The organism is Halorientalis pallida, from assembly GCF_004118325.1.
In the GTDB taxonomy this organism is placed as follows: domain Archaea; phylum Halobacteriota; class Halobacteria; order Halobacteriales; family Haloarculaceae; genus Halorientalis; species Halorientalis pallida.
Map to the genome: position 1 here is coordinate 808,954 of NZ_RDFA01000001.1, position 12,022 is coordinate 820,975.

Genomic DNA, 12,022 nt, shown 5'->3' on the forward strand with positions numbered 1-12,022 from the left:
CGTTTTTGCTCGGTGAGCACGGAGTCGAGAGTAGCGAATGGCCCGCTATCACATCGAGACGTACGGGTGTACCTCCAACAGAGGTGAGACCCAGCAGATCGAGCAGGCGCTCCGCGAGGGGGGCCACCACCCCGTCGACGGCCCGGAAGCCGCCGACGTAGCGATCCTCAACACCTGCACCGTCCTGGAAAAGACGGAGCAGAACATGCTCCGGCGGGCCAAAGAACTCGACGCCGAGACGCCCGGCGATCTGGTGGTGACGGGCTGTATGGCGCTCGCACAGGGCGATCTCTTCCGCGAGGAAGATGTCGACGCCGAGATCCTCCACTGGGACGAGGTCCCCGACCACGTCCTCAACGGTGAGTGTCCGACCGTCACCGACGGGACCGACCCGGTGCTGAACGGCGTCGTCGGCATCCTCCCCATCGCCCGTGGCTGTATGAGCGACTGTTCGTACTGCATCACCAAGCAGGCGACCGGCCGGATCGACTCGCCGACCGTCGACGAGAACGTCGAGAAGGCCCGCGCACTCGTCCACGCCGGCGCGAAGGAGATCCGGATCACCGGGCAGGACACCGGCGTCTACGGCTGGGACGTCAACCAGGGCGAGAGCCTGCTCCCGGAACTGCTGGACCGGGTCTGTGACATCGACGGCGAGTTCCGTGTCCGCGTGGGCATGGCCAACCCGAAGGGCGTCCACGGCGTCCGCGACGAGCTGGCTCGGGTGTTCGCCGAGAACGACGAACTCTACAACTTCCTGCACGCGCCCGTCCAGTCGGGTAGCGACGACGTGCTCGCGGACATGCGCCGCCAGCACGCCGTCGCCGAGTACGTCGAAGTCGTCGAGACGTTCGACGAGTATCTGGACTACTGGACACTCTCGACGGACTTCATCTGCGGTTTCCCGACCGAAGAGCCCGCGGACCACGAGCGGAGCCTGGCGCTCATGCGCGAGACGCGCCCGGAGAAGATCAACGTCACCCGGTTCTCGAAGCGGCCCGGCACCGACGCCGCCGATATGAAGGGGCTGGGCGGCCAGGTCAAGAAGGACCGGTCGAAGGAGCTGACGGACCTGAAGATGGACCTGGTGGGCGAGGCTCACGAGGAGATGGTCGGCACCGAGCAGTCGGTGCTGCTCACCGAGGACGGCACAGAGGAGTCACTGGTCGGCTACGACGAGGCCTACCGACAGGTCGTGATTGCCGACGCAGAGCAGCGGGGACTGGCAGTGGGTGACACGGTCGACGTGGAGATCACGAGCCACAACACGGTGTACGCGTTCGGCGAGCCGGTCTGACCGGCAGACTCCGGCACCCGGCTACAGTTTGCGGTCGATAGCTGACGCGAACTTCTCGGCCAGCCTGTCCTCTTCGTCGACGCCCTCGAAGGTGACCGTCGTGATGGACTCGTCGGCACCGGCCATCTCGATCAGGGCGTCGGCGTCGCGGTCGATCTCCACGACGAACTCCACGTGGTCCTCGTCCGGCAACGGCACGATCTCCAGTTCGTCGAGTTCGCCCACGTACTCGCCGGTTCGGGGCTTGAACTCGAACTCCTGGACGAAGTTGTACTCGCTCGTCAACTGCCCGTTCTCGTCGGCGACGTTGTTGGCGCTGTCGTAGCGGAAGCCGAGCGCTTCCATCGCTTCCAGCAGGTCACGGGTGCGTTCGTCGGGTTGGACCTGCAGGTCGTCGTGGTCGTCGGGGTCGACCGCCCACTCGATGTCCAGGCCGGTCTCGATCCAGACGCTCGTACCGCCCATCGTCACCGGCGTCGCCGGCGGAATGTCCAGTGCCACGTCGATCGAGCGTTCCTCGCCGGCGTCGACCGTGAACCCGTCGACGAGAGGTCCCTCGTCGACGACGCCCGTCCGGCGCGTGTCGTCGGCGGCGTACTGGGTGAGGATCGCGTAGTAGATCTCCTCGACCTCCTGGTCGGTGTTGCCGCCGATCACCTCGACGTCGGCGTCGACGGTTTCGCCCCGCGTGACTGTCGTGTCCGAGAGGACGAGGTCGACCTCGGCGGAGCCGATGCCGACGCTCGAGAGGATTCGTTTCATCTCGGCTGTCTGTTCGTTCACACGACTTGTATGTTTTTAGGTCACCAGAGACCGGGGACCAGCCGATAGGGCGTCCGCTCGGCGTACGCCTCGTACGCAGCACCGAGTTCGGTCCGGAGGAGGTCCTCTTCGACCCGGATCCGGTACCAGTAGCCGGCCAGCAGTGACAGGGTGAGTGCCGTGAAACTCAGCCAGTTCGCCAGGACGACGCCGATCCCGGCGTGCGAGACGAAGCTACCGAGATAGCCAGGGTGGCGAACCCAGGCGTAGGGGCCCTCGTCGACGACGGGCTGGTCTGTGTCGACGCCGAGGTCGACGGTGAAAAACCGGCCCAGCGTCCGTACCGCGTACTCCCGGATGATCGCGCCGGCGATCAACAGGCCGATGCCGGTCCAGAAGGCCAGTTCAGGGGCCGCCATCGCCGCCCATCCGATCAGATAGTGACACCCCAGCGCTACCACGAGCCCGCCCGTCGTCGCGGCCCAGAGGACGCGTTTCGAGTGGCGGCGCTCGCGGCGGACGTCACCGGACCGCTCACGGCCGAGCAGCCGGGAGTTCACGAGGAACCACCCGAAGAACACGGCGTAGAACACGTAGGTGTACGGTGGCGTGTCGATCAGCGAGGGCGACATTGGCGGACGTGGGACCGAAATCATCGTAAGTGTTCGTGGTCCCACTCAACTCCGGCCCTCGGGGTCGGGACCGTGGTCGGCGAGTCGGTCGACCTCCTCGTCGGGTTTCCACTCGCCGGCTTCCTTCGGGTCGATGTGGACGAACACGTCGTCGACTTCCGAGAGTTCCTGGACCGACTCGATCACGGCCGTCTCGATGTCGTGGGCCTCCAGCAGCGTGCGGTCGCCCTCGACCTCGATGTGGAGACTCACGTCGATCTCCGGGCCGACGTAGTGGGCGATCACGTCGTGTGCGCCCTCGACGTCGGGGTGAGCGAGCGCCCGCCTGACGATCTCGGCCCGCAGGTCCTCAGGCGGGGCCGCCCCGACGAGGTAGTCGAGGTTGTCCCGGACGACTTCGACGCCAGTGTAGAGGATGCCGATACCGACGACGGCGGCGGCGAGGGGATCGAGCAGCGGAAAGCCAAGCGCCGCGCCAACGACCCCGCCCAAGGCCGCCACGGCGGTGAGAATGTCGTTGCGGTTGTCCAGCGCCGTCGCGACGAGGGCGGGCGAGCGGTGGGCTTCTCCAGCGCGCAGACAGTACCGGTAGAGGAGGTACTTCGTGACGGCAGCCAGCGCGAGGACGCCGACGGCGGCCGGGTTGGACGTGGTGGCTGTCGGGCCGGCGAGGACGGCGGTGAGGGCCTGCCAGATGACGGCCCCACCGGCCGCGAAGATACCGAGTGCGACGAACAGCCCCACGAACGGCTCGATACGCTCGTGCCCGTGGGGATGCTCGAAGTCCGGCGGTCGGGTGGTGAGGTAGAGGCCAGCGACGATCACGACGCTGTAGACGGTGTCGGCGAGGCTGTTGACCGCCTCGGACCCGACGGCGAGGCTGCCGGTGAGATACCAGACCCCGCCCTTGGCCAGCGCGAGCAGGAGGTTGACCCCGAGTACCACGAGGCCAACCCGCCGGAGCGCCGTCGAGCGTGCCATCGTCCGGCTTTGGACACCCGGGTAGAAAAGTCGCCCTGTCGAGCCCCTACACGAATTCGACCGCGCTGTCTTCGTCCGGGATCGTCGCGCCGTCCTGCTCGGCGAATCCCTCGTGGAGCCGGTCGTAGGTATCCTCGACGGCCTCGACGATGACCTGGGTCTCCGAGATGACCGGCATGAAGTTCGTGTCGCCCTCCCAGCGGGGGACGACGTGGGTGTGCAGGTGGTCGTCGATGGACCCCCCGGCCGCACCGCCGCCGAGGTTGAGTCCAGCGTTGTACCCCTGCGGGCGGAGTGCGGTCTCCATGGCCTCGATAGTCCGCTGTTTGAGACGCGCGTGGTCCGTGAGGACCGGCTCGTCCAGGTCGCGATAGTCCCCGGTGTGTTGGTGGGGGATCACCATCGCGTGCCCCGGGTTGTACGGGTAGTTGTTCAGCAGGACGAAGGCGTGGTCACTCCTGGCGACGACCTTGTTCGTCCGATCGTCGTCACGCTCCGCGAACGCACAGAACACACACCCGTCGACGTCCTCGCTCTTGTCGGGTCGCTCGATCCAGTCGATCCGCCAGGGCGCGAACACCTGCTCCATGCCGGCCCTGTGACCGCCCGTGGCTTAATCGCCACGGAGACCCCTGTCGACACCGACCGGTTCGATCCCCGAAGCCTCCGCCAGCATAGTATATAAATCATTCGGCCGTTTTCCAGTTTAATACCAGGTCGAAGCCACGAGAAGTGGCGATAAACGATTTTATCTCTTCTCGGACCGTTTCACGGAAGAACGCAAGACGGCGACGGAAAGTCCCGTGAACGAAGCAGAACGGATTGGGGTTTTTATGCTCTCTTCGGCGGAAGGAGGTGGTACGATGTCAGCGACGAACGACGCGTCCGACGGGATGACAGAGGAGTGCGAGGAGTGTAGTCGCGAGACGCCCCACGAGGTGTCGGTGCAGATCCTCACGGAGAGTGCCACCCCGGAGAACGCCGAGTACTCGCGCGAACCCTACCGCGTCAGCGAGTGTCGGGTCTGTGGCGCTCGGACCGTGTTGCGGATGAACAACGCCTGACGCTGACATCGACGTCTCCGAGACCCGAGTCCCGGTAGCGGCCGTTACAGCCGCGTCGTGACCTCACAGCCGTCCTCGGTCACGATGACGGTGTGTTCTTTCTGACTGACGAGACAGCCGGCCTCTTCTTTGAGGACCGGGTAGCCGTGGAGGATGTCCTGTTGTTTCAGCCGGCGGAGTGCCATCTCGGGGCGGCCTACGTCGAGCCAGCGCGTGGCGAACGGCAGCGTCTTGAACTCCTCGGTGATCTGGTTCAGGGCCTGCCGGGCCGCACGATTCCGGACCGAGCCCTCGGATTCGAGCGCGAAGATCTCCTCCTCGCTGCCCTCCCGGACCTTGCCGCCGCCGTCGGTGGCGAACGGTTCGATGGCCACCACGTCGCCGACTTCGAGTTCGATCCCCTGGTCGACCGCGCGGTTCGGGATGTTCGGCGGCGTGTGCTGTTGCCAGTGGCCCAGGCCGTGCCCCGTGAGGTTCACGACGGGGTTGAACCCGTAGCCGTCGATGGTCTCCTCGATGACCGCGCCGATCTCGCCGGTTTCGACGCCGGCTTCGACGGTATCGAGGGCGGCCTCCAGGGCGGCCTCGGAGGCCTCGGCCAGCTCGTCGTTGCCGGAGAGGTCGACCGTGACGGCGGTATCGGCGAGCCAGCCGTCGACGTGGACCCCGATGTCCAGGTTGACCATGTCCTCGCCGAACGTCGTCGAGTCGTCGACCCCCGGCGTGGCGTGGGCGGCTTCCTCGTCGATGCTGATGTTCACCGGGAACGCGGGTTCGCCACCGAGTTCGCGGATCCGCTCTTCGGCCCACTCGGCGACTTCCAGGTGGCTCGCACCGACGGCCACCCGGTCGGCGGCCTCGTTGCGTACTTCGGCGAGAATCTCGCCTGCCTCCCGGTTTTTCTCGTACTGCTCGGCGTCTAGGTCCACGTCGGTCATACCCGCCCGTTCGGCGAAGGGCGGCAAAGGAGTTGCGCTCCAGCGGGTCAGTCGACACGTCTCCTCCACTCGACCGACGCCGGCGGGACCCACCCGACGAATCCGGTGAAATTCGGTGCTTACCCGCTCACGGGACGGTGCCCAGTCGCGCGCACGTCGGGGGGAATCGGTTCCAATCCGTGGCCGCTCCGTAACCGACCGACAATCAGCGACCGCTTATCGGAGACAGTCGGTCGCTACGCCGCGAAAACGGTCTGGGCACCTTATTTCCGGGGTCGGGGAACGGCTGGTGGATGAGAGACAAGTACCTCGCGGCAGTGACAGCGACGCTCCTGCTCGTGGTCGCGGCCACAGTCGCCCTGACTGCGGGCGGGGAACGGGCGACGCGACAGACCACGACCACCGACGAGACGGTAGCGACGACAGGCGTGGCGCTCCACGGCGTCACGGTCGAACGACTCCAGTTGCAGAACACCACCGTCGAGAACGTCACCGTCGGCCGGCTGACGGTCGACGAGTTGGCGAGCGACAACCGGACGATATCCAACGGCACCTTCGTCGACGTCGAGATCTCGTCGCTGCAGTTGCCGGGCGTCACCGCCGACGAACTCACAGGGGGGGCACCGCCAGCCACGCCCGGCGAGGCCAACGAGACGGCCCCGGGCGCGGCGACGCCCGGCGGAGCAGCGGGTGAACCGGCGGCCGACCAGGTCGACAGCGTCCGGATCGCGACGCTCTCGGTCGAACGGGTCGAGGTCGGCTCGCTGACCTTCGAGGAGCAGAACGAAACCGCGGGTGCGGGAGAACCCGCCGGCACGCCGGCCGAACCCGGCACGCCAGGTGAGACGCCTGCCGAACCCGGCACGCCAGGTGAGACGCCGGCCGAACCCGGCACGCCAGGTGAGACGCCGGTGTTCGACCTCCGGAACCAGGCGGACGGTCCCCAGGAGACGCCCGACGGTGACCAGGGAACCGGCGAGGGGCAGTCCGTCGCGGTCCAGCGGGTGAACGTGACCACCCTGAACGTCGAGGAGATGGTCGTCACGACCGCCGTTCCGGAGGCCGACGGGGCGACTGGAGCGAACACCACCGCAGGTGCGACGCCGGCGGGTGAGCCCGGACCGGGAGCACCCCCGGAGCAGGCACAGGCCGGTGGCGGACCGGCGGCCGACAGCCAGGTGGCGCAGGTCGAGGTCGAGTCCGCGACCGCCAGTCGCGTCAGCGCCCGCTTGACCGAGGCCTACAGCCAGTTCCACGTCGCGAACGTGTCCGCGCCCGCGGAGGTCGCGGCCGACGAGAACTACACGGTCTCGATCACCGTGGTGAACGCCGACGACCAGCGGACCGTCGGGTACGTCGGCTACCGGATCGAACCGACCGCCGCACAGCGTGAACTGGTCATCCTCGACCCCGGCGAACGCCGCACCGTGACGATCAACGTGTCGGCCGCCGACCTCGAGAGCGGTGCCTACAGCCAGTTCGTCGAGACCAGAGATTCGGTCGTCACCAGCACGGTGACGGTCACCAACGACACCGAAGCGGCGACGCCCGCGGGCACCCCCGGCGAGACGGGAACGCCGGTCGGCGAACCAGAAGCGACGCCCGCGACGCCGCTGGAACCCGGGACCGAGACGCCAGCCGAGGGCGCAACTCCGACGGAGGGTGAGACGCCCACAGAGACGACCACGCCGGGCGGTCCGCTCTGAGAGGGCCCAGCGGGGGCTTTCGCTTGCGGATACGTTCCGCTATGTATCGGCATAGAGAAGACAGTATACGTATTAGTAATTTCCTTAGGACTGGTAGAACCTCTCGAGGGTATGGATAGAGTCGGAGCGACCACCCAGGACGGTGACCGCAGGAGTGAGTCGGCCGGGGAGAACCGATGAGCGAGGTGAACGCACCCGTCGAGTTCGGCCCGGCGATATCACCGCTCCACCGCCGGATCGATGCCGACCGGTACGACGAGATATTCGTCGTCGGCGACGTACACGGCTGTCTCGACGAATTACGGCAGCTCTGGACGGCCATGGCCCCCGACGATGACGACCTCGTGGTCTTCGTCGGCGATCTGGTGCGGAAGGGACCGAACAGTCGTGCGGTCGTCGAGTTCGTTCGCGACCGGGACAACGCCACGAGCGTCAGGGGAAACAACGAGGCCAAAGTACTGAACGGTGAGGTGTCGCGCCCGGAACTCGATCCCGTCGAGGCCTACATCGAGAGCCTGCCTGTCGCGCTCTCCTGGGACGGCGGACTCGTCGTCCACGGCGGTGTCGACCCCACGCGACCCCTGCAGAGTCACGGCGTCGAGGACCTGCTCGAAACCCGGTCGATCCCGGCGGGGAACGGCTACGACGGCCCCTTTTGGTTCGAGCAGTACGAGGGGCCGCCGCGGGTGTTCTTCGGACACACCGTCCTCGACGATCCGGTCGATACGCAGTGGGCAGTCGGGCTGGACACTGGCTGTGTGTACGGCGGGTCCCTGACCGCGCTCGCCACCCGTTCGGGCGAGTGGTTCAGCGTCGACGCCGCCCGGACCCATCAACAACGCGCCGACCGGAAGATCGTCGATCCCACCGCCTGAGGATGGACGGGAACGACACCACGCCCGACGACGGAAGCGAGAGGCGAACCGAGACCGGAACCGAAGACGACGACACGGACGCTACGAGCCCGGAACTGGCGGACAGCGCCGACGGAGAACGATCCGACGACGAGACGGCAGCCGAGACGGCCGGAGACGAAGCGGCCTCGACGACGCAGGACGTTGCTCTGACCGATCCGGAGTACTTCCTGAACCGCGAGCTGAGCGAGTTGGCCTTCCAGCGTCGCGTGCTGGAGGAGGCACTCGACGAGCGAAACCCGCTGCTGGAGCGGGTGAAGTTCCTCGCTATCTTCACGAAGAACATGGACGAGTTCTTCATGAAGCGGGTCGGGGGCCTCAAACAGCAGATGGCCGCGGGCGTCTCGGAGCTGACGCCGGACGGCCGGACCCCCGAGGAACAGTGGAAAGAAATCTTCGCGCAGGCGCGCCCGCTGTTCGCCGAACAGACGGACTGTTTCGTCCAGGAGATCGAACCGGCACTGGCGGAGGCGGGCATCGAGATCGTCGATCACGACGACCTCGACCCGGCCGTGCGCGCGGACCTGCGATCGTACTTCGAGGAGTCGATCCTGCCGACGCTGACGCCGCTGACCTTCGACCCGGCCCACCCGTTCCCGTTTATCTCGAACCTGAGCCTCTCGATGGCGGTCCTGACCGAGAGCGAAGACGACCCCACGTTCACCCGGATCAAGATTCCCGAGAACAGACCGCGGTTCGTCAGGCTCGGGGACGTGAGCGAGGCGGCCGGGGACGGGACCCGGTTCGTCAGCATCGACGACCTGCTCGCGGCGAACCTCGATTTGCTCTTTCCCGACGTCGCGGTGCTCGACCACTCCATGTTCCGGGTGACGCGCAACGCCGAAGTCCGGCGCAACGAGGAGGTCGCCGAGGACCTCATCGACATGATCCAGGGGGTGCTCCAGGAGCGGCGGTTCGCGACGGTCGTCCGCCTGGAGATCAGCGAAGACATGCCCGTCGCCGTCCGGGAGTTGCTGGTCGACCAGCTCGATCTGGCGGACCGGGAGGTCGTCGAGCGCCGTGGCATGCTCGACTACCGGGACCTGCTCACGATCGCGGACCTGGACCGGCCCGAACTGCAGCGGGAGTCTTGGACGCCCCAGCCCCACCCGCGCCTGCTCCCGAGCGACGGCGAGGAGACCGACCTGTTCGCGGAGATCAAACGTGACGACATCCTCGTCCACCACCCGTACCACTCCTTCGACGACACCGTCCAGCGGTTCCTCCGGACGGCCGCCGAGGACCCGGACGTGCTGGCCATCAAGGCCGCCATCTACCGGACGGCCCGTGACTCACAGGTCATCCAGAGCCTGATCGACGCCGCACAGAACGGCAAGCAGGTGGCCGTGATGGTCGAGTTGAAGGCTCGTTTCGACGAGGAGAACAACCTCCGGTGGGTCCAACGCCTCGAAGAAGAAGGCATCCACGTCGCCTACGGGACGCTGGGGCTGAAGACACACACGAAGACGGCCCTGGTCGTCCGCGAGGAGGGCGACACCGTCCGCCAGTACGCCCACGTCGGCACCGGCAACTACCACTCCCAGACGGCCAAGACGTACGTCGACCTCGGCCTGCTGACCGCCGACCGGGACGTGGGGCAGGACCTCGTGCGGCTGTTCAACTTCTTCACCGGGCACTCCCTGTACGAGACCTACCGGAAGCTCCTGATCGCGCCGGAGAACATGCGCGGGCGGTTCCGGGATCTGATCCGCAACGAGGCGGCCGTCGCCGAGGCGACCGACGGCGAGGCGGGCAAGATCGTCTGCGTGATGAACCGGCTGGAGGACCCCGACCTCGTCCGGGAGCTGTACGAAGCGTCGATGGCCGGGGTCGAGATCGACCTGGTCGTCCGGGACATCTGTCGGTTACGGCCCGGAATCGACGGCGTCAGCGACACCGTCTCGGTGCGCAGCATCGTCGGGCGCTTCCTCGAACACTCCCGGATCTTCTACTTCGGGAACGGCGCGACCGTCGACACGGACACGGCGGAACCGGGCGAGCCCCAGTACTTCACCGGCTCGGCCGACTGGATGACACGGAACCTCGACCGGCGGGTCGAAGCGATCACGCCGATAGAGGACGAGTCGCTCCGCCAGCACCTCCGGGCGATCGTGACAATCATGCTCGCGGACAACCGACGGGCCTGGGAGATGGGGCCGGACGGAGAGTACGAGCGAGTGACGCCCGACGAGGGCGAGCCAGTACGGGACACCCACGAACTGCTGATGGCCCGGACCGAGCAGGCGGTTGCCAGGGCGCGTGCCACGAGCGACAGCGATCCAGTGTTCGACCTGGAGGACCCGCTCGCCCGGGCCGACATCGACGTGGACCGGGACGGCCCGGTCTGACGGCGGCGGGTCAGTTTCGGTGTGACAGTTCAGAAATACCACGGTCGTTGTCTACAGTTTCCCAGGAAGCGGTAGGCCTTTTAGCCCGACGTGTGATGTTCCGAGATATGCCCTACGAGAAGGTCGACGTGCCCGCGGACGGGGACAAAATCGAGGTGGTAGATCCGGACAACGACGAGCTTTCGGTCCCGGAGAACCCCATCATCCCCATCATCTACGGCGACGGTATCGGCGTTGACGTCGGTCCGGCCGCACAGAAGGTACTCGAGGCGGCGGCGGAAGCGACCGGCCGCTCGATCAACTGGATGCGGGTCTACGCTGGCGAAACTGCCCGCGAGCAGTACGACGAGAACCTCCCCCAGGACACACTGCAGGCGTTCCGGGAGTTCAACGTCGGCATCAAGGGGCCGCTGACGACGCCCGTCGGTGCCGGCTTTCGCTCGCTGAACGTCGCACTCCGGAAGCGACTCGACCTGTACACCAACGTCCGGCCGACCTACCACATCGAGGGCGTCCCCTCGCCCGTCACCCGCCCGGATCAGATGGACATGGTCACCTTCCGGGAGAACACCGAGGACGTCTACGCCGGCATCGAGTGGGAGGCCGGCACCGAGGGCGCCGAGAAGGTCCGTGAGTTCGTCGAAGACGAGATGGGGTACGACGAGACCATCCACGAGGGCCCTGTCGGCATCGGCATCAAGCCCATCACCGAATTCGGGACGAAGCGGCTCGTCCGCAAGGCGATCGACTACGCCCTGGAGAACGACCGCGACTCGGTCACCCTGGTCCACAAGGGGAACATCATGAAGTTCACCGAGGGCGCGTTCCGGGACTGGGGCTACGAGGTCGCGGAGGAAGAGTACGGCAGCGAGGTCATCACCGAGGACACGCTCTGGGAGGAACGCGACGGCGAACAGCCGGAGAACGCCGTCGTCGTCAACGACCGCATCGCGGACAACATGCTCCAGCAGATCCTCACCCGCACCGAACAGTACGACGTGCTGGCCATGCCCAACCTCAACGGCGACTATCTCTCCGACGCCTGTGGCGCCCAGATCGGCGGCCTCGGCATCGCCCCCGGCGCGAACTTCGGTGACGGCCGCTGTCTGGCCGAACCCGTCCACGGCTCGGCCCCGAAGTACGCCGGCCAGGACAAGGTGAACCCGACGGCGATGATCCTCTCCGGAAAGCTGATGCTCGAGTACATGGGCTGGAAGGACGCCGGTGAACTCATCCGGGACGCCGTCGAGGAGACGATCAAGGGAAAACACGTCACCTACGACATCGAACGACAGATCCAGGGCGGCGAGAAACTCGCCTGCAGCGAGTACGCCGAACGCGTCGCCGACAACATCCACGACCTGGCCTGAACGGCCGTCG

At 66.6% G+C, this 12,022-nt stretch carries 11 protein-coding genes; 6 read left to right on the plus strand and 5 right to left on the minus strand.

All coding sequences use genetic code 11. From position 1 onward, the window contains the following. Window positions 1-37: 37 nt before the first annotated feature. Window positions 38-1,297, plus strand: a complete 1,260-nt coding sequence (locus EAF64_RS04405) for a tRNA (N(6)-L-threonylcarbamoyladenosine(37)-C(2))-methylthiotransferase (RefSeq protein ID WP_129067736.1) — start codon at window positions 38-40, stop codon at window positions 1,295-1,297. 21 nt (window positions 1,298-1,318) lie between these two features. Here EAF64_RS04405 and EAF64_RS04410 read toward each other — a convergent pair whose 3' ends face one another. The 4 genes from EAF64_RS04410 to EAF64_RS04425 are packed head-to-tail and all read right to left on the minus strand — an operon-like array spanning window position 1,319 to window position 4,261. Beyond that, window positions 1,319-2,059 (minus strand): sporulation protein, encoded by a 741-nt coding sequence (locus tag EAF64_RS04410; protein ID WP_227738876.1) that lies wholly within the window; start codon window positions 2,057-2,059, stop codon window positions 1,319-1,321. Window positions 2,060-2,100: 41 nt separating this feature from the next. Further along, entirely contained in the window at window positions 2,101-2,691 is a 591-nt protein-coding gene (locus EAF64_RS04415) for a methyltransferase family protein (RefSeq protein ID WP_193767564.1), read from the minus strand. Window positions 2,692-2,736: 45 nt separating this feature from the next. Continuing rightward, window positions 2,737-3,672, minus strand: coding sequence for a cation diffusion facilitator family transporter (locus EAF64_RS04420; RefSeq protein ID WP_129067738.1), 936 nt, complete (start codon window positions 3,670-3,672; stop codon window positions 2,737-2,739). A 46-nt stretch (window positions 3,673-3,718) separates the two neighbouring features. Further along, window positions 3,719-4,261 carry an HIT family protein gene (locus EAF64_RS04425; protein WP_129067739.1) on the minus strand — a complete coding sequence of 181 codons (543 nt, stop codon included), beginning with the start codon at window positions 4,259-4,261 and terminating at the stop codon, window positions 3,719-3,721. 274 nt (window positions 4,262-4,535) lie between these two features. Between EAF64_RS04425 and EAF64_RS04430 the strand changes: the two genes are divergently transcribed. Next, complete coding sequence (locus EAF64_RS04430) at window positions 4,536-4,736, plus strand: DUF7835 family putative zinc beta-ribbon protein (RefSeq protein WP_129067740.1); 201 nt, start codon at window positions 4,536-4,538, stop codon at window positions 4,734-4,736. Between the two features lie 44 nt (window positions 4,737-4,780). Here EAF64_RS04430 and map read toward each other — a convergent pair whose 3' ends face one another. Further along, window positions 4,781-5,674: a type II methionyl aminopeptidase gene (gene map, locus EAF64_RS04435; RefSeq protein ID WP_129067741.1), complete on the minus strand. Its 894-nt coding sequence runs from the start codon at window positions 5,672-5,674 to the stop codon at window positions 4,781-4,783. Between the two features lie 293 nt (window positions 5,675-5,967). Between map and EAF64_RS04440 the strand changes: the two genes are divergently transcribed. From EAF64_RS04440 to icd, 4 genes are all read left to right on the plus strand, one after another. Continuing rightward, window positions 5,968-7,380 (plus strand): hypothetical protein, encoded by a 1,413-nt coding sequence (locus EAF64_RS04440; RefSeq protein ID WP_129067742.1) that lies wholly within the window; start codon window positions 5,968-5,970, stop codon window positions 7,378-7,380. 176 nt (window positions 7,381-7,556) lie between these two features. After that, window positions 7,557-8,255: a metallophosphoesterase family protein gene (locus tag EAF64_RS04445; RefSeq protein ID WP_129067743.1), complete on the plus strand. Its 699-nt coding sequence runs from the start codon at window positions 7,557-7,559 to the stop codon at window positions 8,253-8,255. Between the two features lie 2 nt (window positions 8,256-8,257). Further along, the gene (ppk1, locus tag EAF64_RS04450; protein WP_129067744.1) at window positions 8,258-10,642 is read left to right on the plus strand and encodes a polyphosphate kinase 1; all 2,385 of its coding nucleotides are present in this window, start codon (window positions 8,258-8,260) and stop codon (window positions 10,640-10,642) included. 107 nt (window positions 10,643-10,749) lie between these two features. Continuing rightward, window positions 10,750-12,012: an isocitrate dehydrogenase (NADP(+)) gene (icd, locus tag EAF64_RS04455; protein ID WP_129067745.1), complete on the plus strand. Its 1,263-nt coding sequence runs from the start codon at window positions 10,750-10,752 to the stop codon at window positions 12,010-12,012. Window positions 12,013-12,022: the final 10 nt, after the last annotated feature.